General features: G+C 61.5%; 20 protein-coding genes. 6 read left to right on the top strand and 14 right to left on the bottom strand.

Annotated elements, in window-relative coordinates:
* Positions 1–930 precede the first annotated feature (930 nt).
* From JFT44_RS02660 to JFT44_RS02635, 6 genes are all read right to left on the bottom strand, one after another.
* Complete coding sequence (locus JFT44_RS02660) at positions 931–2,328, bottom strand: sigma-54 dependent transcriptional regulator (RefSeq protein WP_057958591.1); 1,398 nt, start codon at positions 2,326–2,328, stop codon at positions 931–933.
* Positions 2,318–4,096 carry a HAMP domain-containing sensor histidine kinase gene (locus tag JFT44_RS02655; protein WP_057438354.1) on the bottom strand — a complete coding sequence of 593 codons (1,779 nt, stop codon included), beginning with the start codon at positions 4,094–4,096 and terminating at the stop codon, positions 2,318–2,320. Before JFT44_RS02655 ends, JFT44_RS02660 begins: the two co-directional genes overlap by 11 nt.
* Positions 4,093–5,220, bottom strand: a complete 1,128-nt coding sequence (locus JFT44_RS02650; protein ID WP_057438352.1) for a GNAT family N-acetyltransferase — start codon at positions 5,218–5,220, stop codon at positions 4,093–4,095. Before JFT44_RS02650 ends, JFT44_RS02655 begins: the two co-directional genes overlap by 4 nt.
* An 84-nt stretch (positions 5,221–5,304) precedes the next feature.
* Positions 5,305–6,186, bottom strand: a complete 882-nt coding sequence (locus JFT44_RS02645) for a carboxylesterase (protein ID WP_057958588.1) — start codon at positions 6,184–6,186, stop codon at positions 5,305–5,307.
* A complete protein-coding gene (locus JFT44_RS02640; RefSeq protein WP_057438348.1) occupies positions 6,183–7,577 on the bottom strand; it encodes an aspartate aminotransferase family protein in 1,395 nt (464 codons plus the stop codon). The genes JFT44_RS02645 and JFT44_RS02640 overlap by 4 nt, the downstream gene beginning before the upstream one ends.
* Positions 7,570–8,268: an MtnX-like HAD-IB family phosphatase gene (locus JFT44_RS02635; RefSeq protein WP_057438346.1), complete on the bottom strand. Its 699-nt coding sequence runs from the start codon at positions 8,266–8,268 to the stop codon at positions 7,570–7,572. Before JFT44_RS02635 ends, JFT44_RS02640 begins: the two co-directional genes overlap by 8 nt.
* A 230-nt stretch (positions 8,269–8,498) precedes the next feature.
* Between JFT44_RS02635 and JFT44_RS02630 the strand changes: the two genes are divergently transcribed.
* Positions 8,499–9,263: a MipA/OmpV family protein gene (locus tag JFT44_RS02630; RefSeq protein WP_057438345.1), complete on the top strand. Its 765-nt coding sequence runs from the start codon at positions 8,499–8,501 to the stop codon at positions 9,261–9,263.
* A 114-nt stretch (positions 9,264–9,377) separates the two neighbouring features.
* On the opposite strand, the gene JFT44_RS02625 is transcribed toward JFT44_RS02630, so the two are convergent.
* From JFT44_RS02625 to JFT44_RS02605, 5 genes are all read right to left on the bottom strand, one after another.
* Entirely contained in the window at positions 9,378–9,791 is a 414-nt protein-coding gene (locus tag JFT44_RS02625; protein ID WP_057958585.1) for an EamA family transporter, read from the bottom strand.
* Positions 9,788–10,168: a transporter gene (locus JFT44_RS02620; RefSeq protein ID WP_057438341.1), complete on the bottom strand. Its 381-nt coding sequence runs from the start codon at positions 10,166–10,168 to the stop codon at positions 9,788–9,790. Before JFT44_RS02620 ends, JFT44_RS02625 begins: the two co-directional genes overlap by 4 nt.
* Entirely contained in the window at positions 10,165–11,085 is a 921-nt protein-coding gene (locus tag JFT44_RS02615) for a hypothetical protein (RefSeq protein ID WP_057958584.1), read from the bottom strand. The genes JFT44_RS02620 and JFT44_RS02615 overlap by 4 nt, the downstream gene beginning before the upstream one ends.
* A gap of 184 nt (positions 11,086–11,269) precedes the next feature.
* The gene (locus JFT44_RS02610) at positions 11,270–11,923 is read right to left on the bottom strand and encodes a DsbA family oxidoreductase (protein WP_057438339.1); all 654 of its coding nucleotides are present in this window, start codon (positions 11,921–11,923) and stop codon (positions 11,270–11,272) included.
* A 61-nt stretch (positions 11,924–11,984) separates the two neighbouring features.
* On the bottom strand, positions 11,985–13,004 hold the full coding sequence (locus tag JFT44_RS02605) for an alpha/beta fold hydrolase (RefSeq protein WP_057438337.1): 1,020 nt from the start codon (positions 13,002–13,004) through the stop codon (positions 11,985–11,987).
* A gap of 182 nt (positions 13,005–13,186) precedes the next feature.
* On the opposite strand from JFT44_RS02605, the gene metR reads away from it, so the two are divergent.
* Positions 13,187–14,104 (top strand): transcriptional regulator MetR, encoded by a 918-nt coding sequence (gene metR, locus JFT44_RS02600; RefSeq protein ID WP_032859924.1) that lies wholly within the window; start codon positions 13,187–13,189, stop codon positions 14,102–14,104.
* 4 nt (positions 14,105–14,108) lie between these two features.
* On the opposite strand, the gene JFT44_RS02595 is transcribed toward metR, so the two are convergent.
* The 3 genes from JFT44_RS02595 to JFT44_RS02585 all read right to left on the bottom strand — a co-directional run bounded on the left by JFT44_RS02595 (position 14,109) and on the right by JFT44_RS02585 (position 16,799).
* Positions 14,109–14,747, bottom strand: coding sequence for a LysE family translocator (locus JFT44_RS02595; RefSeq protein ID WP_057958583.1), 639 nt, complete (start codon positions 14,745–14,747; stop codon positions 14,109–14,111).
* A 25-nt stretch (positions 14,748–14,772) separates the two neighbouring features.
* Positions 14,773–15,186, bottom strand: a complete 414-nt coding sequence (locus JFT44_RS02590; RefSeq protein ID WP_115128909.1) for an NUDIX domain-containing protein — start codon at positions 15,184–15,186, stop codon at positions 14,773–14,775.
* 266 nt (positions 15,187–15,452) lie between these two features.
* Positions 15,453–16,799, bottom strand: coding sequence for an HD domain-containing phosphohydrolase (locus JFT44_RS02585; RefSeq protein ID WP_057438331.1), 1,347 nt, complete (start codon positions 16,797–16,799; stop codon positions 15,453–15,455).
* A 252-nt stretch (positions 16,800–17,051) separates the two neighbouring features.
* Between JFT44_RS02585 and JFT44_RS02580 the strand changes: the two genes are divergently transcribed.
* The 4 genes from JFT44_RS02580 to JFT44_RS02565 are packed head-to-tail and all read left to right on the top strand — an operon-like array spanning position 17,052 to position 23,136.
* Positions 17,052–18,926 carry a bifunctional diguanylate cyclase/phosphodiesterase gene (locus tag JFT44_RS02580; RefSeq protein ID WP_120734092.1) on the top strand — a complete coding sequence of 625 codons (1,875 nt, stop codon included), beginning with the start codon at positions 17,052–17,054 and terminating at the stop codon, positions 18,924–18,926.
* Positions 18,927–18,983: 57 nt separating this feature from the next.
* Positions 18,984–19,931, top strand: coding sequence for a cytochrome-c peroxidase (locus JFT44_RS02575; RefSeq protein ID WP_198830326.1), 948 nt, complete (start codon positions 18,984–18,986; stop codon positions 19,929–19,931).
* Positions 19,928–21,733, top strand: a complete 1,806-nt coding sequence (locus tag JFT44_RS02570; RefSeq protein ID WP_198830325.1) for a DAHL domain-containing protein — start codon at positions 19,928–19,930, stop codon at positions 21,731–21,733. Before JFT44_RS02575 ends, JFT44_RS02570 begins: the two co-directional genes overlap by 4 nt.
* A gap of 2 nt (positions 21,734–21,735) precedes the next feature.
* Complete coding sequence (locus JFT44_RS02565; protein WP_198830324.1) at positions 21,736–23,136, top strand: ATP-binding protein; 1,401 nt, start codon at positions 21,736–21,738, stop codon at positions 23,134–23,136.
* Positions 23,137–23,146 lie beyond the last annotated feature (10 nt).

Raw genomic sequence — 23,146 nt, 5'->3', positions numbered from 1 at the left:
AGCTGTCGAGCCCCGGCGAGGCTGCGATGGGATCGACTCGGTACATCTGCAAAACCCAGCTGCCTGCATCGCAGCCTCGCTAAAGCTCGACAGCTCCCACATTTGATCCCTGTGATTCCCCAATCCCTTATGGGAGCTGTCGAGCCCCGGCGAGGCTGCGATGGGATCGACTCGGTACATCTGCAAAACCCAGCTGCCTGCATCGCAGCCTCGCTAAAGCTCGACAGCTCCCACATTTGATCCCTGTGATTCCCCAATCCCTTATGGGAGCTGTCGAGCCCCGGCGAGGCTGCGATGGGATCGACTTGGTACACCTGCAAAACCCAGCTGCCCGCATCGCAGCCTCGCTAAAGCTCGACAGCTCCCCCATTTGATCCCTGTGATTCCCCAATCCCTTGTGGGAGCTGTCGAGCCCCAGCGAGGCTGCGATGGGATCGACTCGGTACACCTGCAAAACCCAGTTGCCCGCATCGCAGCCTCGCTAAAGCTCGACAGCTCCCACCTTTGCTCAGTGTGCTTCCCCAATCCCTTGTGGGAGCTGTCGAGCCCCGGCGAGGCTGCGATGGGATCGACTTGGTACACCTGAAAAACCCAGTTGCCTGCATCGCAGCCTCGCTAAAGCTCGACAGCTCCCACATTTGCTTAGTGTGCCTCCCCAATCCCTTGTGGGAGCTGTCGAGCCCCGGCGAGGCTGCGATGGGGTCGACTCGGTACACCTGAAAAACCCAGCTGCCTGCATCGTAGCCTCGCTAAAGCTCGACAGCTCCCACATTTGATCCCTGTGATTCCCCAATCCCTTGTGGGAGCTGTCGAGCCCCGGCGAGGCTGCGATGGGATCGACTCGGTACACCTGAAAAACCCAGCTGCCCGCATCGCAGCCTCGCTAAAGCTCGACAGCTCCCACATTTGCTTATGTGTGGCTCCCAGGGCTCAGCGTACGATTTTGTCGATTTGGATCCCAAGCTTTTTCAAGCGGTACCAAAAGCTGCGTTCGGAGATGCCAATCCGCGACGCCGCAGCCGCCTGTACGCCATTGCTCTCCTGCAGGGCCGCGAGGATGTAGGCCTTTTCCACCTCGGCCAGCGCCGCGTCCAGGTCCTGGGGCACGCCTGGGCCTTCGCTGAGGATTGTCGTCACATCCCGCTCGGTCGGCTGGGACGCGAACAGGTAGGCCGGCAGGTCGATATCTTCAATCACCGGGCTGGAGGCGACGATGGTCGCGCGCTCCACGCAGTTTTGCAGCTCGCGGATGTTCCCCGGCCAGTTGTAGGCGGCCATGGCCTGCAAGGCGTCGGGGCTGAAGCCGGTGATGCGTTTACCGGCGTTGGCACTCAGGCTGCGGGCAAAGTGGCGGGCCAGCGGGGCGATGTCTTCGACGCGCTCACGCAATGCTGGCAGTGGGATCGGGAACACATTCAGGCGGTAGTAGAGGTCTTCGCGAAACTCCTTGTTCGCCACCGCTTCCAGCAGGTTCTTGTTGGTGGCGGCGATCACCCGCACGTCCACCTTGCGCTCACGCGGGTCGCCGACCGGCTCGATCACCCGTTCCTGCAAGGCGCGCAGGATCTTGGCCTGCAACGCCAGGGGCATATCCCCCACTTCGTCGAGAAACAGCGTGCCCTTGTCGGCCTGCATAAAGCGCCCTACCCGGTCGGCCACGGCGCCGGTAAACGCGCCCTTGCGATGGCCGAACATTTCGCTTTCCAGCAAGCCTTCGGGGATCGCCGCGCAGTTGACCGCCACAAAAGGCTTGTCTGCACGGTTGCCATGCTTGTGAATGGCGCGGGCGACCATTTCTTTGCCGGTGCCGCTTTCGCCGGTCAACAGGATGGTGGCGTTACTTTCACGCACCGAATCCACCGCCTGCAACACTCGACGGAACGCCGGGCTTTCCCCGACCAGGCTATCGAACTGCGCATGTTCATCGAGTTCGGCACGCAGCCGTGCGTTGTCGCGCATGATGTCGCGAAACTGCAAGGCCTTGGCCACGGTGATGTCCAGCTCGTCGATATCGAAGGGCTTGGCAATGTAGTCGTAGGCACCGTTACGCATGGACTGCACGGCATTTTTCACGGTGCTGTAGGCCGTCATCACGATCACCGGCAATTGCGGGTAGCGCACCTTGATCTCGGCCAGCAGTTGCGGGCCGTCCATGCCGGGCATGCGCCAGTCGCTGATCACCAGGTCGATGTCCTCCTGCTCCAGCACCTTGAGCGCATGCAGGCCATTGCCGGCGATAAACACCTGGATATGGTTCTGGCTCAGGGCCGACGACAGCAAATCGCAGAGCTTGGGCTCGTCGTCGACCACCAATATGTTATGTGTCATGACTGTCCTCGTCGTCGCCGTCATCTTCACCGTTGGCCGGAATGTACAGGCTGAAGGTGGCGCCGGCATCTTTCTCGCTGGTGCATTCGATGCTGGCGTCGTGACTCTCCATGATTGAATAGACTTTCGCCAGGCCCAGGCCGGTGCCCGAGGCCTTGGTGGTAACAAAGGGGGTAAAGATCCGCTCGATCATTTCAGGGGGGATGCCCTGGCCGCTATCGCTGATGCTGATCACCGTGTAGTGATCGACACGGCTGATGCTCAAGGTCAGGCGCCCGCCCTGGGGCATGGCGTCGATGGCGTTGAGGATCAGGTTCAGGCACGCCTGCTTGAATTGCTTGGCGTCCACATACAGGGTCGCACCCGGCGCCTGGTCGTCGAGATGGGCGTCGATGGCGTGGCTGGCCAGCTCCGGCGCGCAGAAACCGAGGATTTCTTCCACCAGCGGCCGCGCCGGTTGCTGGCTGCGCAGCGGTTCGCTGGGCTTGGCGAAGTCGAGGAAATCGGTGATCAGGTCATTGATCCGGCTGACTTCGCTGATCACGTATTCCAAGTGGCGCTTGTCGGTCTCCGGCAGGTCCGTGCGACGGTGCAGCAGTTGGGTCGCGGTCTTGATGATGCCCAGCGGGTTGCGGATTTCATGGGCCAGGCCCATCGCCACTTCGCCCAGGGCATGCAGGCGGTCGCGGCGGCGCAGTTGGGCTTCGAGGTGATGCAACTCGCCCAGGCGCTCGGTCATATGGTTGAAGGTGCTGCTCAATTGCGCCAGCTCGTCACCGCCGGTGACGGCCACGCGGTGCTGGTAGTTGCCGCTGATCACCGCGCTCACACCCTGGGACAACTCGCGCAGTGGCCGGGTCAGGTGCCGGGAGACCAGCACACCGGCCCCCAGGGACAAAGCGGAACTGAGCAGGAAGATCAGCACAAACAGATTGCTCTGGTTCACCAGCCCCACCAGGCTGGTGTGGCGCAGCAGGCCGCTGAAGATCACGCCCTGTAACTCGCCGGTGTCATTGAAGATCGGCCAGTACAGGCCACTGTAGTTGCTGGTGAACTGCTCGCTGGGCTGCTTGGTGCTGCGCAGCAGGGTTTCCACGGATTTCGGCACGCGGGTCGGGTGGTCTTCAAAACGCTGGGTGGAGAAGATCTCCGAAAAGCCTTCGGTATTGGCCAGGTACAGACGCAAGTCCAGGGAGTGCACCTCGGCGACGCTGGTCAGGAAGCTGCTGTCCAGGTAGGTACCGACCAACAGTTCGTAGTCGACACCATCCTGGCTGGTCTCGAACGAGGAAATCACGGCCCCGGTGGCCACGCCGCCGACCTGCACGGTTTGCAACACGGCATTGGGAGCGAGGCTGATTTGTTTCACCACATCATCGCCCACGGTGCTGAACATCACCTTGCTGTCACTGCTGCGAATCAGCGTGACCACGTCAATATCAGTGGCGCGGGCAATGTCCGCGATCAAACGGTCATGACGCATCGCTTCATGGCTGGAAGGCGGACGCACATACCGCAGGAAGATCTGCGCCACACGGGCGTTGTCGTGCAGGATGTCGCTGACTTCATCCTTGACGATGCGGGTCGACTCTTGCAGCCAGATGCGCACGTTGCTGTCGAAAATCTGCGACAGGGTGGTGGCTGCCAGCTCGGCGGCGATCATGGTCGGGATCACCGTCACCAGCCAGAACGCCAACACCAGCTTGCGCTGCAGGCTCCAGCGGGAAATGGCAAATGGGCGGGCTTTCTGGCGGGTTTTGGCGATCATCGGGTTTCGCTTATTGCAGCAGCCATGGCAGGGTCGGATCGGTCCGGGCGAATAAACACTTTTACCAGCTTGAGCAGGGTATCGAGCAGCCGGTTGCGGTGCTGGAAGAACAGCGTATTGCCGGCGAACTCACAGCCCAGGCGTAGCTTACTGGCATACCCGGCCTGCCCGCACTCGTACAACGCAATATTGTGCTCGATGCAGTAGTCGACGTTGGTCAGCCAACTGCGAAAGTACAGGTTATGTTCGCGGCTGTGGGCCAGGTCGTGGGCAAAGAACTTGTCGATCAGCCGGTGCTGGTCCAGCAGCACCAGGTTGAACGCCACCAGTTGCCCATCCACCCAGTAAAGTACACAGCGCGCCCGTTGTTCAAGCTGGGCGAGCACCTGGCTGAAATAACCGGCAGGCAGGCGCTCGAATTGCAGGTCGGCGCGAGCCAGCGTGGCTTCGTAGAGGCGCATGATATCCGGCAACACATCATCGACATTGTCCCGCCACTCCACCTGTGGCCCCGGCGCACGCAGCTTGCGCCGCAAATCCTTGCGCGTGGATTTGCCCAGGGAGCCCAGATAGGCATCCACCGAGCCGTAGGGCAGCGGCAGCAACCCGGTAGGCAAACTCGGCATGCTGTGCAGGCCGGCGGTCTTGCAGCTGTCGGCCCAGTCCTGATCCAGGCTCGGCGCGTCCTTGACCGCCAGCAGGCCGATGCCGAATGCATCGGCATCCCGACGCGCCGCGACCAGTAATTGCTCCAACAGCGCACTGCGGCGCGCAGCGGGCACATGGCTGGCGACACCGGCATGGCATTGCTCGGCCACCGGCGAGCCGATGGCGTACAAGCCCAGGCGCAACGCTCCCGGCCACCAGCGTTCCAGGCGTTGGGTAAAGCGTTTGGCGATGCCCGACACGGTGGTATCGAGGCGATAATGGGTGATGAACGCCGGGGCGACGGCCAGCAGTTGCCCGTCCTCATAGAGGGCCAGGTAGCGCCACTGGAAGTCGTCGATGGCAGCGTTTTCTACGGCGACGTAGTAATCCCAATCCTCCAACGCCTGGGGAAAACAGTCATTCCAGGCACTGCGTTCGATGGCGTGGATGCTCGGGAAGGTGTGTGCGGTGATCACATCGGAATATCCCTGTAAGTGCTCCTGTGGGCGCTGTCTCGCCCCGTGAGGCTTCGATAGCGGTGGCTCAGGCAACATCAATGTTTACTGTGCCGCCGCCAGCGCGGGCTCGCAGAACGAGACATCGCCCATTTTTGAACCGGTGTGTTGCTCGATAAAGTCGGCACTCAACTCGATCACCCGGCGGTATTGCAGGTCGACGGTGATCATGTGATAGCAGTTGTCCAACAGGATCTTGGTCACCGGCCCCCCCAGGTGGCGTTCCACGTAGTCGGCGTTCCAGCGGCTGGTGATGTCGTCCTCGATAGAGTGCAGCACCAGCGCCGGGGTCTTGATCGACGGCATGCGTTTCTTCACCACCGCATTCATCCAGTGCAGCTCGCGCACAGTGACGCCTTCCATGGTCAACAACCCGGCCTCGCTGCTCTCGCCCTCTTTCATCTGCCGCTCGACGATGGCCCGCAGGCGTTCGTTCTTGATGCCGTAGGGCGGTTTCTCGGTAAAACGGAACAGGCGCACGCCGAATGGAATACGGATCAGCAACGGCGTGATGAACGCAAATTTGTTGATGCTCCAGCCGTCGTACTTGAGGGTCGTGGAGTACATCAGCAACCCGGCGACCTGGCCCGGAAACTCCGAGGCCAGGTACATCGACATTACCGCGCCCATGGACAAGCCACCGACGAACACCTGCGCATGGCGCTGCTGCACGCCGACAAAGGTCTTGCGCACGCCCTCGTACCAGTCGCGCCAACCGGTGGCCTGCAGGTCTTCGTTGCCCCCGCAGTGCCCGGCCAGGGTCGGCACATACACGGTGCAGTTGCCCTCCTTGGCCAGGCCCTGGGCCACCCGACGCAACTCGGTCGGGGTGCCGGTCAGGCCGTGGATCAACAAGACCCCGACCGGACCGTTGCCGAGAACGAAGCCGGCGTTGCCTTCGCCGAGATCGATATCGGCCTGGTTCACCGCTTCATCGCTCGGGTCAGCAGTTGCTCCAGCAGCTTCAAGCCCAGGTCGATTTCCGGGTAGCTGATTTCCAGGGACGGCGCCAGGGTGATCACGTTCTTGTAGTAGCCGCCCACATCGAGGATCAGCCCGAGTTTCTGGCCGTCTACCAACATGTCGCCTTTCATGCCCTCGTCAACCATGTAGTCCAGGGTCGCCTTGTCCGGGGTGAAGCCATCGGGACCGCAGATTTCACAGCGCAGGGCCAGGCCCAGGCCATCGACGTCGCCGATGATCGGGAAGCGCTTTTGCAACTCTTGCAAGCCTTCGAGGAAGTATTTGCCCTTGGCCATGACCATCGCGCCGTAGTCGACTTCGCTGGTCATCTTGAACATTTCCAGGCCCACCGCCGTACCCAGCGGGTTGGAGGCGAAGGTGGAGTGGGTGGAACCTGGTGGGAAGATTTTCGGGTTGATCAACTCTTCCTTGGCCCAGATGCCGCCCAGGGGGTTGAGGCCGTTGGTCAGGGCCTTACCGAACACGATCACGTCCGGCTGCACATCGAAGTGCTCGATCGACCACAACTTACCGGTGCGCCAGAAGCCCATCTGGATCTCATCGACCACCATCAGGATGCCGTGCTGGTCGAGCACCTGCTTGAGTTCGCTGTAGAAGTTCATCGGCGGGATCACGTAGCCGCCAGTGCCCTGGATCGGCTCGACGTAGAACGCTGCGTACTCGCTCTGGCCGACTTTCGGGTCCCACACACCGTTGTATTCCGTCTCGAACAGCCGTGCGAACTGCTGCACGCAGTGGCTGCCGTACTCTTCCTTGGTCATGCCCTTGGGACCACGGAAGTGGTACGGGAACGGGATGAAGTTGGCGCGCTCGCCAAAGTGGCCGTAGCGGCGACGGTAGCGGTAGCTGGAGGTGATGGACGACGCACCGAGGGTGCGCCCGTGGTAACCGCCCTCGAAGGCGAACATCAGGCTCTTGCCGTTGGTGGCGTTACGCACCACCTTCAGCGAGTCTTCGATGGACTGCGAACCGCCGACGTTGAAATGCACCCGACCATCGAGGCCGAATTTTTTCTTGGCATCCACCGCGATCATTTCCGACAGCTCGATCTTGCCCTTGTGCAGGTACTGGCTGGCGATTTGCGGCAGGGTGTCGATCTGCTGTTTCAGCGCATTGTTCAGGCGCGGGTTGGCATAACCGAAGTTGACCGCCGAGTACCACATTTGCAGGTCGAGGTAGGCCTGGTCTTCGGTGTCCCACACGTAGGAGCCTTCGCAACGGCTGAAGATACGCGGCGGGTCGATGTAGTGGACGGTGTCGCCGTAGGAGCAGTATTTGGCTTCTTTATCCAGCAGAACCTGGTCTTCGGCGGTAGCGATACGGATATCAGACATGATGAAAGAGTTCCTGATTTTCGGAAGTGAAATGGGTGGCGTTGGCGGCGATGCCCTGGGGCAGCCTGGCCAGCAAGGCCGGCAGTTCGGCAAAGGTGTCGAAGCGCAGATGGGGGATGGCGTGGGCCTGGCAGTACTGGGCCAGGCTGCCCTTGGCGAAGACAAAATCGGCGGTGGTCGAGACGCACATATCGGATTTGCCGTCGCCGATCACCAACACCCGTTTGTTACGCGGGGTGGACTTGCATTTGCAGTTGCCCGAGGCCGCGCGGCAAGCGTCGCTGGCATGGGGGAAGTCGATGCGCCAGCTGTTCTGGTCAACCTGGCGCAGGCGGTTGGCGATGATCGGCAGCAGGGTCACGTAGTTGCGCGAAAGGATCCGCGCGATGCCTTGCTCGATGCCGTCGCTGACCACTTCAAGGGACGCGCCCAGGCCAAGGACATGGTCGACGAAGTCCGGGAAGTCCGGGTCGATCTCGACGGTGTCGAAATACGCCAGCAGTTCGGCCGGTGTCGCCTTGATCAATGCCAGTTGGCGGCTCAGGCATTCGCGGGATCCGATATGGCCGTCCAGCCATTGTTGCTCGATGGTTTCCCACTCGGGGCCGGCGAAGCGTTGGAGAACATTGTCGATGACATCGGTGGGTGTGATGGTCCCATCGAAGTCACACACGATATGCCAGTCATTCATCTGCGTTTACCTTGGAGATGACAGCGCGGATGCGCTTGTACCAGGGTTAGAGCAGGGACTGTGCCAAGTGCACAAAACCCAATGGGGCCGGGCTTCTGCCCCATGTCGCGGTGAAATACCCAGTGCCCAAGCTACAATTTTTGTAGGTCGCTACAAACAACATGAGTGCTTGCGTGGGGCCCTGCGCCTGCGCGTTCATGCGCGCATATTTTGCAAGAGGAGCAAGCAATATGTTCAGGGTGACTTCGCGGGTATTCGCCGGCGTCCTGGGGCTGTGGATGGGTTCGGCAGCAGCGGCCGACATCAGCGGCGAGGTGGGCCTGGGCCTGAGCTATCAGCCACGGGAGCCCGCCGCCAGCCGCTATCAGACCGTGCCGGTGCCCTACTTCGACCTGGATTGGGGAGATGTCAGCCTCGATACCGATGACGGCCTGACCTGGAGTGCGCTCAACAGCAATGGCTTGAGTGCCGGGCCGTACCTCAATTACCTGGCGGGACGCACGGCCAACGGGCCGCTGAAGGGCCTGCGGGATGTATCGGACATGGCCGAGGTCGGCGGGTTTATCCAGTACGCGCCAGCGGACTTCTGGCGGGTCTACGCGCAACTGGGGCGGGCCGTGGGCGGTGCCCGCGCGCAAAGCGGCGTGCTCGGCAAGCTCGGCGGGGAACTGGGTTACCCGTTGGGCGGCGCTGTGATTGGCAGCACGGGGCTGGTCGCGCATTTTGCCGATGGCCGACAGACCCAGACGTTTTTCGGGGTGGATGAGCAGGAAGCGGCAGGCTCCGGGATTCGCCCGTACAACGCCAGCGGCGGGTTCCAGAACCTGACACTGACCCAGAGCGTGCAGATTCCCCTGGCGCCCAAATGGTCGTTGCTGGCCAGTGCCAGTTGGGTGCATCTGCTGGGGTCAGCGGCGGACAGCAGCATCGTGCGCCAGACCGGCGAGGTGAACCAGGGGCAGGTGCAGACGGCGATCAGCTACACCTTCGATTGATTGTGTGGAAGCGGGCTTGCCCGCGATAGCATCACCGCGGTGTAACTGATACACCACGGCGCCTGCATCGCGGGCAAGCCCGCTCCCACATTTGTCCGTCATTCCAGTCTGGGCTCAGTTTTCTTCGCCCTCGGCCAGCAGTGCAATCCCGCCAATAATCACCACCACGCCCACCCAGTGCAGGAAGCTGATGTGCTCGCCCAGCCCCAACCACGAGCCGAGCAGCACCACCACAAACACCAGCGAACTCAGGGGGAAGGCCAGGGACAGGCTGCTGCGCCGCAGGATCAGCATCCACACAAAGAACGCGCCGATATAGCAGGCGATCGCCGCGAGGATCCCCGGGTTGACCGCCACCGCCGCCAACCACTGCCAATTGAAATCCATCTGGCCAATTTGATCGCCAGCCACCTTGGTAAACAACTGGCCGGCGCTTTCGGTGAGGATCAACAACGCCCATAACACTACGGTGCCCAGGCGCCCATGCAGCCAGCCAACCGGACGGATAGCCATCTCTTGCGCACTCATGATTGTGCTCCTGCTACAGCCACCAACATCACGCCGGCGGTAATCACCATCGTGCCCAGCCAGCGCCGGCGGCTGACGGTTTCGCCCAGTATCACCTTGCCCGCCAACACCACCCCGCAGTAAGCCAGTGCGGCGGCCGGGAACAACAGGCTCAACGGCGCGCGGGACAAGGCTTCAAGCCAGACAAAGAATTCGATGACATAGGCGCCGATGCCCGCCCACAGCAACGGCGCATTAAACACCTGGCCCCAGAAGGCATTCAGGCGAAAGCCGCCTTCGAGTTCGGGCAAGCGGTCCAGGCCCAATTTGAAACACAACTGGCCGATCACATCGAGAACGATGGAAAAGGCCACCAGCAACACGACGGTCAGGGTCACGGGAACAGCTCCTCGAACAGGTTGATCAACGCTTCATTGGTGGTGGCGTTACGCAGCAGGTCATCAGCGCTCCAGCGTGCGGCCGGCGGCTGGTCGGACTTGGCTTCCCAGCGCTTGAAGGCGTTGCTGAACGCAGGCTGCGCAAACTCGCCGCACACGTCGATGCCAAGGATCCGCTTGCTCGCCGCCAACGCACGCAGGGCTTGCAGCAGGTGCGTCAGGCGCATGCCGCCCTGGTCCCAGTTGGTGGCCGCGTCTTCGCTGGCCAGCACGTCCTTGTCGAGGGTGATCCATACCGCCTCGGTGGGCAGGCTGGCGATCATTTGCTCAAGGAACGCAGGCCAGTCGAGCTCAGCGAGGTTGCGCCAGTGCAGGTGGTTTTCCTGTTGTGCATGGCCGGCGCCATCCCCTACCCGACCCCAGACTTTCGACGGCGCGTGCTGCCAGGGAAACAACTGCAAGTGCCCGCGCTTCAGGGCGCCAAGATTGCCGCCGCGCAGTTGCGGGTTATGCAGGTCATCGCTGCACGGGCCGAGGGTGACGATGCGCTGGATCGCCGGCATCTTCAGGGCCTGATTGACCCATGAGCCGCAGTGTCGGCGCGGGGCCAGGCGTACCCAGTCGGGGTGGTTGTCGAAGTGGATCAGGCTGATAGGTTCCTGCACTTCGGCGAGAAAAGCCGGGGTCAGGTGGTGATAGTCGCCGGAGCCGACAAAGAAGATTTCCGGGCGCGCCGTGCTTGGCCGGGGCCGTTGGGCCAGGCGCTGGGCAAAGCGTTTCCAGGTTTTTTCGGTGGACCACAGGCGCAGTTTCGGGCCCAGGTCGAGCAGGTCCAGGCGCGTCGCTTGACCACTGGCCAGACGCCGGGCGATGGGTGCCTGGGCTGTGAGGCTGTGGTCGAGATCAAGAATATTCAAGGTAATGTTTCACCCCCTGGCAGTGCCCAGCCGCTTACCGGCGGGGCTTTAGGGGGGTAATGCAAGGGATGGGCCAGGAACCCATGTGGCTTGCTCGCCAAGGCGGTGGGTCAGTCAAGAGATACTTAGCTGATCTACCGCTTTCGCGAGCAAACCCGCTCCCACATTTGGTCGGTGGTGTTTGTTAGCTTTTGGCTTCGTTGATGATCTGGCGGATTGCACCGACAAACGCTTCAACCGGCTGCCCACCACTGACCGCGTACTGGTCGTTGAACACGATGGTCGGCACCGAACTCACCCCGCGTGATACCCACAGCTGCTCCTGCTCGCGGACTTCTGCGGCGTACTCGTCCGAGGCCAGAACCTCGGCTGCGCGCTTGAGGTCCAGGCCAACGCTCTCGGCAATGATTGCCAACGTGGCGTGGTCGGACGGGTCCTGGCCATCGCTGAAGTAAGCCTTGAACAGCGCTTCCTTGAGGTTGTACTGCAAGCCCTCGAGCCCGGCCCAATGCAGCAGGCGATGGGCGTCGAAGGTGTTGTAGATACGGCTTTGGCCATCGGTACGAAACGCAAAGCCCAGGGCGGCGCCCATGTCGCGGATGCGCGCGCGGTTGGCCTGGGACTCTTCGGCAGTGGAGCCGTATTTCTCGGTGATGTGCTCGGTGATGTTCTGCCCTTCGGCGGGCATGTTCGGGTTCAGCTCGAAGGGCTGGAAGTGGATCTCGGCCTGCACTTCGGCGCCCAGTTGGTCCAGGGCTTCGGTCAGGCCGCGCAGGCCGATGACGCACCAGGGGCAGGACACGTCGCTGACAAAGTCGATTTTCAGGGAAGTACTCATTCAGGCAACCTCGCAGGCATTACACGCCACAAAGTTCGCACCATACACCTCTACGCGGCCGTCATAAAACCTTGGCGGGGGCCAGGGGCTCAACCTGCGCCCAATGCGCCGCCTCTTCGCGGTGGGCTTGCAGGTACGGCAACACCGCCGCCAGCAACGGCGCCTTGAACGCTTCCTGAAAACGATGGGCCAGACCCGGGATCAGCCGCAACTGGCTGCCCTGGATATGCGCCGCCAGGTGCACACCATGCATCACCGGCAACAACGGGTCGGCCGTGCCATGCACCACCAGGGTCGGCACGCGCAGTTGGTTGAGCAATGGCACCCGGCTCGGTTCGGCAAGGATGGCCATGATCTGGCGCTTCACACCCTCGGGGTTGAATGCCCGGTCGTAAGACTGCGCCGCCTGCTGCAGCAACGCCTGGCGATCATCCTCGACCTGGGGGCTGCCCAGGGCGGCCAGCAAGTCGGCCTGCTGCTCCAGGGCCACTTCACGGTTGGGCGCACTGCGCCGCGACAGCAGCTGCACCAGCGCGGCATTCGGCGCGGGCAGGCCTTCGGCGCCGGAGCTGGTCATGATCAGGGTCAGGCTTTCTACGCGCTGCGGGGCCATCGCCGCCAGGTGCTGGGCGATCATCCCGCCCATGCTCGCGCCCAGTACATGGAACTGGCGCACCTGCAACGCATCCATCAACCCCAGGGCGTCGTCGGCCATATCGGTCAGGGTGTAGGGCGCAGCCACCGGCAGGCCGAGTTTGTAGCGCAGCACTTCAAAGGTCAGGTTGGCGCTGGCCGGGGCCTGGCGCCAGGTGGACAGGCCAACGTCACGGTTGTCGTAGCGGATCACCCGAAAACCTTGTTGGCACAAGGCGACCACCACTTCGTCCGGCCAGTGGATCAACTGCCCGCCCAGGCCCATCACCAGCAGCAACGCGGGGTCGGAAGCACGGCCGATGCTCTGGTACGCCAGGCTCACCTGGTCCAGGTCGACCCGCTCGGTCGGGACATTGACATCACATCGAGAAGCCGCAAAAGACGGCAGGCCGAACAATAAGGCGGCCAGTAAAAGCAACACGCGCATGAAAAACACCGAAACGCAGAACCCCAGTAGAGCGCGAGTCTGATGAAGTTTGTTCAAGCGCGCTGCCACAGTTACGTGACAGTTTGATGAAGAGTGCCCGGCGGTCATGGTCGACAGAATTTTCAACATGAGACAAACTCACGCCATCCAAACTTGTCACAAATTATCTTCATGGAGAGCCCGTGCTCGAAATCCGTCATCTCAAGACCCTGCACGCCTTGCGCGAAGCCGACAGCCTGGTGGAAGCCGCCGAGCGCCTGCACCTGACCCAGTCGGCACTGTCCCACCAGTTCAAAGAGCTGGAAGAGCGCATGGGCATGCCGCTGTTTGTGCGCAAGACCAAACCGGTACGCTTCACCAGCGCCGGCCTGCGCCTGCTGCAACTGGCGGACGCCACCCTGCCGCTGCTGCGCGGTGCCGAACGGGATATCGCACGCCTGGCCGGCGGCACCGCCGGGCGCCTGCATATGGCGATCGAGTGCCACAGCTGCTTCCAGTGGCTGATGCCGACCATCGACCAGTTCCGCGATGCCTGGCCGGAAGTCGAGCTGGACCTGGCTTCCGGCTTTGCCTTCGCCCCGCTGCCAGCCCTGGCCCGTGGCGACCTGGACCTGGTAGTGACCTCCGACCCGCTGGAGCTGGCGGGCATCACCTATGTGCCGTTGTTCACCTACGAAGCGATGCTCGCCGTGGCCAACCAGCACGCCCTGGCCAATAAGCCGTACATCGTGCCCGAGGATCTGCTCAGCGAAACCCTGATCACCTACCCGGTGGAGCGCGACCGCCTGGACATCTTCACCCGTTTCCTGGAACCGGCCGACGTCGAGCCGGCCCAGGTCCGTACCTCGGAGCTGACGGTGATGATGATGCAGTTGGTGGCCAGCGGACGCGGCGTATGTGGCATGCCCCACTGGGCGCTGCACGAGTACAGCTCGCGGGGTTATGTGAAGGCCAAGCGGTTGGGCGAGAAGGGCCTGTTTGCCACGCTGTACGCCGGGATCCGCGCGGATATGCTGGATGCGCCGTACATGCGCGACTTTTTGCTGACGGCCAAGGACACCTCGTTTTCGACCCTGGATGGGGTCAGCGCAGTCCGTTGATTGCTCACGCGCTGCGCCGTTGCTCCAGCATCAGGCGCACCGCCAGGGCGGCCAGCACAAACCCCATGAAATAACGCTGCACCGCCAGCCACGTGGGGTTGTGGATAAACCAGGCGGCGATGCTCGCGGCGCACAGCGAGATCAGCAGGTTGACCACAAAGCTGACGCTGATCTGGGTAAAGCCGAGCATCAGGCTCTGGGTGAAGACCGAACCGTGCTCCGGGGTGATGAACTGCGGGAATACCGACAGGTAGAACACCGCGATTTTCGGGTTCAGGGCGCTGGTCAGAAAGCCCATGGTCACCAGCTTGCGCGGCGAGTCGGCGGGCAGTTGCTGGGCCTCGAACGGCGAACGGGCGCCCGGTCTCACTGCTTGCCAGGCCAGCCATAGCAGGTACAGCGCGCCGGCCCACTTCAGCACTTCGTAGGCCACCGGCACCGTGAGAAACACTGCGGTCAACCCGGCAGCCGCGGCGAACAGGTGCACAAAAAAACCTGCGACCACCCCCAGCAACGACGTGACCCCGGCCTTGCGGCCCTGACAGATCGAGCGGGAGATCAGGTAGATCATGTTCGGCCCGGGCGTGAGTACCAGCAGCAGCGAGGCGGCGGCAAAAATCAGCAGTTCATTGAGGGGGATCACGGCTCAGTCCTTTGCGCCCGACAGTTCAGGCAGTAGTGGTCAGCGATGCTCGATAAAACGGCAGGATCAAGTCACGTGTCAAGGGCGCCAGCTGCAGGCCGCCGTCGCCGGCCGGGTCGATCCAGCACACTTCTTCGATCTCGGCAGCGGGCGTTACCGGCACGTCGATACGCACTTCAAACAGCTCGGCCGCCACGGTAAACCCCGGCTCGTTGGCCGCCGGCGCCGAGAAGTGGCCCAGGTAGTGTGCCTGGGCCGAGTCGATACGCAGCCCCAGCTCTTCGTACAGCTCACGCGCCAGGGCCTGCACCGGTTGTTCGCCCGCGTCGATCTTGCCGCCCGGCTGCATGAACGCCTGGGTGCCGCGCTTGCGCACCAGCAGGGTCTGGCCGTCGCTGCCGATCAACAGGGCGGCGGCGATACGGATAGTCTGGGACATGAAATAAACGCCTTGGAGTAAAGGGCGCAAAGGATCACACGACCCTGCGCTGCGCTGCCAGCTTTGTGGCCGTTTTTTTGTGATGACGGGTTTGTTGTGGCGAGCGGGCTTGCCCGCGCTGGGCGGCGAAGCCGCCCCAGACCACCCACCGAGCTCCAACTGAGAAAACACGGTGGCCTGATTAGGACTGCTTCGCAGCCCAGCGCGGGCAAGCCCGCTCGCCACAACAAGGCTGGTCGCCCCCTTGCCACAGGTTGTGTGATTTTTTATTGAGCGGGGAGCGGTTCGTCAGGCTCCTTGATGAACACGCTGTACTTGGCGCCTTCCATGGCTTCAAAGGCAATCAGCTTGTCCACCAGCGGCAGGTTCAGCACCTTGCCGGCGTTGAGCAACAGCATGCCGTTGTCGGCATTGAGATTGCGCGCCAGGATCATGCCTTCGGCCAATTCCCGCGTGCCGAGCACCTTGACCGTCGGGTCGCCCAGGGTCACGTCGCTGAGGAAGGCCGCACAGGCCTGGACGAAGTCTTCCACCATATCCGGGTCATACAGGCGCCCGGCGTATTTGCGGATGTACAGCAACGCTTCGTCGCTGTTCATCTGCCGCTCCAGAATCAAGCCGCGCTGCAATTCGATAAAGTCCACCGCCAGCTTCAGCAAACGCGAGCCAAACGGAATCCCATCGCCCTTGAGGTGGTCGGGGAAACCACTGCCGTCCCAGCGTTCCTGGTGATGGCGGATGATGCGCGCCGCATCCTTCATCGGCTCCAGAGTCATCAGCAGCGATTCGCTTTGGGTCGGGTAGGTGCGATACAGCTCGCGGTCGGTGCTGTGCAACAGGTCGGCGGGAGCGATCATCATCCTGTCGGTCCAGCTCAACTTGCCGACGTTGTACAGCGCCGCAGCCATGGTCAGGTCGCGCACACTGGACTCATCCATCGACTGGGCTCGGCAGTACACCCGGATTAGCTCGATCAATGGGCGGTTGGTCTGTTTCTCCTTGGGCAGGCGCAGGTTGGCCAGCAGGGAAAAGACTTCGGTGCCGGTCACGTAGCTGCGTTTGAGTTCATCGTAGGCCAGGTCAAGCATGTCGGCGGTCTGTTGCAGCTCGCTGGTGCGCGATAGGACGCGCTTTTCCAGGGTGGCATTGAGCGCCTTGAGTTGATCGTTCTGTTCGCGGGTCAGTTGCTCCAGGCGCAGCCTTTCGCGATCGGAAAACTGATGCTCCAGGGACTGGCGCAGGATCAGGAGCAGTTCATCATCGTTCCACGGCTTGCTGATATAGCGGTGGATCTGCCCCTCGTTGATGGCCTTGATGATCATCGTCAGGTCGGCGTAGCCCGTCAGCAGGATGCGCGACGTCGCCGGGTACAGGCGATGGGTTTCGGCCAGCAACGTCGCCCCGTCCATGGCCGGCATCCGGGCATCGGTCATGACCAGGTCCACGGGTTGGGCCGCCATGATTTCCAGCGCCTGGGCACCGCTGCCGGCCAATAAGACGTCATAAGGCTGACCGCGCAGCAGGCGGCGCAGGCTGTTGAGGATCGACTCTTCATCATCGACCAGCAAAACCGTGGGCCTGTAGGGAGAAGTTGTAGCGAGTTGCTCATCCATGGCGACACCTACTCAAACTTGAACTAGATTTAACCCTTGCACCTGCCGTTGACTGCGCGGTGCTTGCCCAGGCAATCAGCGCTCTACGTCAAAGGGTGAGCTGCCGTTGATTTGACGCCAACTGGCCGACTAATTCAAGGGAGCCGACTACGCTTGTACATAGAGTCAGCAATTGACTCACTCCTCTCACCCGTTGCGGAAAGGAATCCTTATGCACCCCTCCATGTTGTTGCATGCCGATGGGTCCGGGTCATGAGCCAGCGCCCTAAACATGCAAACCGACGCATTCTGATCGTCGACGATACGGCCTCTATCCATCAGGACTTCCGCAAAATCCTCTGTGCCGAGGCCATCGCTGACCAGACGCTGGAAAGTATCGAGCAAAGCCTGTTCGGTACGGCACCCGCGGTTCACCAGCGCTACACCCTGGACTCCGCCTACCAGGGCCAGGAAGCCCTGGCGTTGGTGAGCCAGGCGCTGGCTGACGGCGCGCCATACGCCCTGGCGTTCATCGACATGCGCATGCCGCCGGGGTGGGATGGCCTGGAGACCATCGAGCAGCTGTGGAACATCGACTCCAACCTGCAAATCGCCCTGTGTACCGCCTATTCCGACTACTCCTTCGAAGCGATTGAAGCGCGCCTGAAGTTCAGCGATCAGTTGCTGATCCTGAAAAAACCCTTCGACCATCTGGAAATCCGTCAGATGGCCAGTGCCCTGACCTGGAAATGGCAGTTGGCACAGGATGCGCTGCTCAAGGTGTCGAACCTGGAGCGCACGATCGAAGAACGGGTCCAGGAACTGCTCAAGGTCTCGCACCTGCTGCAATACGATGCCCTCACCGGCCTGCCCAACAGCACGTTGCTAGGCGACCGACTGACACAGGCCATTGCCCTGGGCCGGCGCCACGATACTCAACTGGCCGTGATGTTTATTGGCCTGGACCGCTTCAAGCGTATCAACAACGCCCTGGGCCACCCCGTGGGCGATCAAGTGTTGCAACAGGTCGGCGAGGACCTGGCGGCAACGGTCCGCAAATCCGACTCGGTGTTCCGCTATGGCGCCGACGAGTTCGTGATGATCCTCAACGACATTCATCACCCCCAGCAAACCAAAAGCATTGCCGAGAAGGTCCTCAAGGCTCTGGGCCGCACCCGCCATGTGGCGGGCCATGACCTGCGTGTCACTGCCAGCCTTGGCATCAGCATTTACCCCAATGACAGTTTCAATGCCGTGGAGCTGATCAAGAAGGCGGAAACCGCCATGCGTAACGTCAAGGAACAGGGGCCGGACAACTTCAGCTTCTTTATCGAAGACATGAACCTCATCGCGCGCCAGCAGCAGACCCTGGAGGCCGCTATCCGCCTGGCCCTGGAGCGCGATGAGTTTGTCTTGCACTATCAGCCGAAGCTGGACTTGAAGAGTGGGCGGATTGTCGGCGCCGAAGCGCTGATTCGCTGGTTTCAACCGGCTCATGGCTGGGTCTACCCATCGGACTTCATCCCCATGGCCGAAGACAGCGGCCTGATCGTGCCCTTGAGCCAGTGGGTCTTGCGCCAGGCTTGCGAACAGGCGCAACGCTGGCAAGCCCAGGGCTTGGCGCCCATTTGTGTCTCGGTGAACATCTCGGCTATCGACTTCCGTCAGCGCGACTTTGTCAGCAACCTTGCGACCATACTCGAGCAGACAGGGTTGGCGCCCGCCCTGCTGGAGCTGGAGATTACCGAGAGTGTATTGATGCAAAACGTCGAAGACACCGTTGCCATCCTGCACGAGATCAAAAAAATGGGGGTGCGGCTGGCCATTGATGACTTCGGCACCGGCTACTCCAGCCTCAGTTACCTGCGGCGCTTTCCCGTCGATGTGCTAAAAATCGACCAGTCGTTTATTCGTGGCCTGGGCGAGAACACCCAGGACATGCAACTGATCAGTGCCATTATCAGCCTGGGCAAGAGCCTGGACCTCAATATCATTGCCGAGGGCGTGGAGACCGTCGAACAACTGGAGTTCCTCAAGGCCCGGCACTGCGAGGAGGGCCAGGGCTATCTGTTCAGTAAAGCCGTGGCGGCCGAGGATTTTGCCCGGCTGCTGCAAACCGGCCCACATCATCTGATGCCGGATCAATGACTCTCTGCTCGCAAGGAACTGAAGTTGAGGCATACATCACCGCTTTACGCGTCGGCATTGTTCATATGCCTTGTATCCGGCGGATGGCTGGGAAGCTCTGTGGCGCTGGCGGCGCCGCTCAACGAGGCACTCACGCCCCTGCCTGAGCTGCCAGTGCTGGATGCCCACCGGGTCGAGCTGGGGCGTCGACTGTTCAATGAAACACGCCTGTCGATCAACAACACCCTGTCTTGTGCCAGTTGCCATCACTTGGACAAAGGCGGCGCCGATGACAGACCCTTCTCTCTTGGCTTCGACGGTAAGCCAGTGAGGCTCAATACGCCCACCGTGTTCAATGCCAGCCTGAGCTTCAAGCAGTTCTGGGACGCCCGGGTGAACACGCTGGAGGCGCAAGTCCACCAAGTGGTCACCAGCCCCGTGGAAATGGGCAACAACTGGCAAACCGTTGTCGCGACCCTGTCCGCTGCGCCTGAATATCAACGCGCATTCACCCAGGCGTACCCCGACGGCGTCACGGCCGCCAACGTGCAGAATGCCCTGGCCACGTACGAGCGCACCCTGCTCACGCCCAACTCACGCTTCGACCAGTACCTGCTGGGCAACACCGACATCCTCAGCTATGACGAAAAACAGGGTTACCTGCGCTTCAAGGAGTACGGTTGTATTGCCTGTCATCAAGGGGTCAACATCGGGGGCAACATGTACCAGAAGTTCGGCGTGCTGGGTGACTACTTCAAGGACCGCGGCAACCCGGTGGACGCGGACCTGGGGCGCTACCTGGTCACCCTGGATGAGGAAGACCGCCATGTGTTCAAAGTGCCCAGCCTGCGTAACGTCGCCGTCACCGCCCCGTACTTTCACGATGCCTCGGCCAAGACTCTGGAAGAGGCGATCGACGTGATGTTCAAGTACCAGTTGGGGCGCACGCCGTCGGCGGATGACAGGGCCCTGATTGCGCTGTTTCTCAAGACGCTGACCGGCGAATGGGAGGGCAAGCCGCTATGAAGCTGACTCGCCGCGCCAGCCTGGCACTGCTCGGTGTCGTCACCGTGGTACTGGCCTCGATCCTGGTTTTTTTATACATCAAGTCTTCTACTGACCAGAGCAGCAACTACACCCCGTCCCGGGACCTGATCCGCCATATCAAGCAATTGAACGCGCAATGGGACAGCGAGGTGCTCAAGGCGCGGATCGCCCTGACCCACAACTACGACCCGCTGGTCGCGCCGCTCAACGAGATGAACAGCCTCTGGGCCGAGTTGGAAGCGCGCGAGCACCTGCACCAGCATGCCGATCCAGCCAACTGGCAATTGGCACAGAGCACCTATCAAGCGGCGATCGAGGAAAAAGCGCGGCTGGTGGACCAGTTCAAAGCCCATAACGCGTTGCTGCGCAACTCCCTGGCCTTCCTGCCGAACGCCGAGGACGATATCCAGATGCAGTTCGGTCTGCTGGACGACAACAATCGCCTGCAGTTGCAGGACATTACCAGCGACACCTACGACTTGTTGCTCAGCAGTCTTGAGTTCGCGCTGGTTGCCAGTGATGACAAGGCCGCAGAGATTCTTGTCGGGTTGAACAAACTGGCGATCAACAAGGAACACCTGCCTGGGGATTTCCAGAGCCCTATCGAGCTTCTCAGCAAGCACATTGCCCTGATTCTGCGTGAGCAACCGGTGGTCAACAGTTTGCTTGAGCGCATCGCCGCAATCCCGCTGTCCGAGCACTTGGACGTCCTGACCAACCAACTCGACCAGGATCAACGGGCCGCCGAACTGACCGAGCAGAAGTACCACCGTTACCTGTTGGTGTTTTCGACGTTATTGATGCTGGTACTGGTGTACCTGGCAGTTCGCCTGTTACGCAGCTTCGCCGAGATCAACCGGGTCAACCGCGCCCTGCTGGCTGTCAACGAAAGCCTCGAACAACGGGTCGAGGAACGCACCCGGGAACTCAAGGACGCCCAGAGCGAGCTGCTCGACAGCGCCCGCCAGGCCGGCATGGCGGAAATTGCCACGAATGTGCTGCACAACGTCGGCAACGTGCTCAACAGCGTGAATGTGTCCGCCGACCTGGTCACCCGTAAGCTGCGGGCCAGCAAGGCCCTGGGGCTGGGCAAGGCCATGCAGTTGATCAACGAGCATCCCCATGACCTGGGCACCTTCCTGACGGACGACGACAAGGGCAAAATGTTGCCGGGATACCTCAATCAATTGGTGGACGCGATTGCCATCGAGCAGCAAGGCATGGCCGATGAACTGGTGCAGTTGACCAAGAGCGTCGACCACATCAAGGACATCGTCTCCACCCAGCAGTCCTATGCTGGCGCCTCCAAGCTGCTGGAACCGGTCCATATCAGCGCCCTGGTCGAAGACGCGCTGCGCATGAATTCCGGGGCCTTGAGTCGCCACCATGTCACGGTGGTCAAAGACTATCAGCCAGTCCCCGAGGTCATGGTCGATAAGCATCGTTTGCTGTTGATTCTGGTAAACCTGATCAGCAACGCCAAGTACGCCATGTCCAACCTCAGCGACCGGCCACGCCAGATAACCCTGACGGTCCGCCCCCTGGATGACCATACGCTGCAAATCAGCGTAAAAGACGAAGGCGAAGGAATTCCCGCAGAGAACATGACGCGGATCTTTACCCACGGTTTCACCACCCGCAAGGAAGGCCACGGCTTCGGCCTGCATAGCTGCGCCCTGGCGGCCATCGAAATGAAAGGCCGTCTCACCGCCCACAGCGATGGGCCGGACCAGGGCGCCCTGTTTACCTTGTCTATCCCTCTTGAACGTGCCGAGACCTGACCATGCCCTCTCTTTACAACCGGCGCATTCTGCTGATTGATGACACCCCCTCGATCCACGAGGACTTTCGCAAGATCCTGATGCCGACGCTCGAACAGAACGCGGCGCTGGATGAGATGGAGAGCGCGCTGTTTGGCGAAGCCGCCAAACCCCAGGCCCAGACCTTTGAACTCGACTCGGCCTACGGCGGCCAGGAAGGCTTGCAGCAACTGTGTGCGGCCATGCAACAAGCACGACCCTACGCCCTGGCGTTTGTCGACATGCGCATGCCCCAGGGCTGGGACGGTGCTCAGACTATCGAAGAGCTGTGGAAAGTCGCCCCGGACCTGCAAGTGGTGGTCTGTACCGCCTACTCGGATTACTCCTGGGAAGAGTTGCTGTCGCGTCTCAAGGCCCACGACCGGCTGCTGATCCTGAAAAAGCCCTTCGACAATATCGAAGTCCAGCAGATGGCCAATACCCTGGCGGCCAAATGGGACATGGCCCGTCGTGCTCGCCTGAAGACCGTGCACCTGGAGCAGTTGGTAGAACAGCGCACCGAGGCGCTGACCCTTGCCAGCCAGGCCTTGCAGCAGGAAATCGACGAGCGCAAGCAGCTGCAAAGCCAGTTGATCCAATCGGAGAAGCTGGCCTCCCTGGGGCAACTGGCTGCCGGGGTGGCGCACGAAATCAATAACCCCGTGGGCTTCGTCACCTCCAACCTTGGCACGCTGGAGAGTGACTTCAAGCAATTGCAGCGCATGCTCGACGCCTATCAACAGGCTGAGGCGGCCCTGGCGCCCGGTGACTGCCTTGAACAACTGAGCGCCTTGCGCAACGAGTTGGACCTGGACTTCCTCAAGGAGGACATCCCGATCCTGATCCGCGAATCCAAGGACGGCATCGGCCGTGTGACGCAGATCGTCAAAGACCTGAAGAACTTCTCCCGGGTCGATAACGACGAGCAATGGCAATGGGCGAACCTGCAGCAAGGGATCGACTCGACCCTGAACATCGTGGCCAGTGAACTCAAGCACAAGGCGGACGTGATCAAGCACTACCAGCCCCTGCCCGAGATTGAATGCCTGGCCTCACAAATCAACCAGGTGGTGATGAACCTGGTGATCAACGCAGCCCAGGCCATGGGCCCGGAGCGCGGCACGATCACCCTCAGCAATGGGGTCGAGGGCGATCGGGTGTGGCTGGAGGTGGCGGATAACGGCTGCGGGATTGCGCCCCACAGCCTGCAGAAAATCTTCGACCCGTTTTTCACCACCAAGCCGGTGGGCGAAGGCACGGGCCTGGGGTTGTCGCTGTCCTATGGCATCGTCAAGAAACACCACGGGGATATCTCGGTGAGCAGTGAAGTCGGCAGGGGCACCACTTTTCGGGTGGTGCTACCGATCCGGCAGACAGCGGCGTGACGCCTCTGCT

This window comes from Pseudomonas sp. MF5691 (assembly GCF_016405645.1).
GTDB classification, from domain to species: domain Bacteria; phylum Pseudomonadota; class Gammaproteobacteria; order Pseudomonadales; family Pseudomonadaceae; genus Aquipseudomonas; species Aquipseudomonas shahriarae.
Note: the sequence above shows the minus strand (reverse complement) of the source record. Positions and strands in the feature narration are given on the sequence as shown.

Excerpts from the sequence above, each read along its gene's own strand:
- JFT44_RS02630 (WP_057438345.1), top strand. The coding sequence starts at position 8,499 with ATGTTCAGGGTGACTTCGCGGGTATTCGCCGGCGTCCTGGGGCTGTGG.
- JFT44_RS02580 (WP_120734092.1), top strand. The coding sequence starts at position 17,052 with ATGAGCCAGCGCCCTAAACATGCAAACCGACGCATTCTGATCGTCGAC.
- JFT44_RS02655 (WP_057438354.1), bottom strand. The coding sequence starts at position 4,096 with ATGATCGCCAAAACCCGCCAGAAAGCCCGCCCATTTGCCATTTCCCGC.
- JFT44_RS02590 (WP_115128909.1), bottom strand. The coding sequence starts at position 15,186 with ATGTCCCAGACTATCCGTATCGCCGCCGCCCTGTTGATCGGCAGCGAC.
- JFT44_RS02570 (WP_198830325.1), top strand. The coding sequence starts at position 19,928 with ATGAAGCTGACTCGCCGCGCCAGCCTGGCACTGCTCGGTGTCGTCACC.
- JFT44_RS02585 (WP_057438331.1), bottom strand. The coding sequence starts at position 16,799 with ATGGATGAGCAACTCGCTACAACTTCTCCCTACAGGCCCACGGTTTTG.
- JFT44_RS02635 (WP_057438346.1), bottom strand. The coding sequence starts at position 8,268 with ATGAATGACTGGCATATCGTGTGTGACTTCGATGGGACCATCACACCC.
- JFT44_RS02625 (WP_057958585.1), bottom strand. The coding sequence starts at position 9,791 with ATGAGTGCGCAAGAGATGGCTATCCGTCCGGTTGGCTGGCTGCATGGG.
- JFT44_RS02640 (WP_057438348.1), bottom strand. The coding sequence starts at position 7,577 with ATGTCTGATATCCGTATCGCTACCGCCGAAGACCAGGTTCTGCTGGAT.
- JFT44_RS02605 (WP_057438337.1), bottom strand. The coding sequence starts at position 13,004 with ATGCGCGTGTTGCTTTTACTGGCCGCCTTATTGTTCGGCCTGCCGTCT.
- JFT44_RS02610 (WP_057438339.1), bottom strand. The coding sequence starts at position 11,923 with ATGAGTACTTCCCTGAAAATCGACTTTGTCAGCGACGTGTCCTGCCCC.
- JFT44_RS02660 (WP_057958591.1), bottom strand. The coding sequence starts at position 2,328 with ATGACACATAACATATTGGTGGTCGACGACGAGCCCAAGCTCTGCGAT.
- JFT44_RS02565 (WP_198830324.1), top strand. The coding sequence starts at position 21,736 with ATGCCCTCTCTTTACAACCGGCGCATTCTGCTGATTGATGACACCCCC.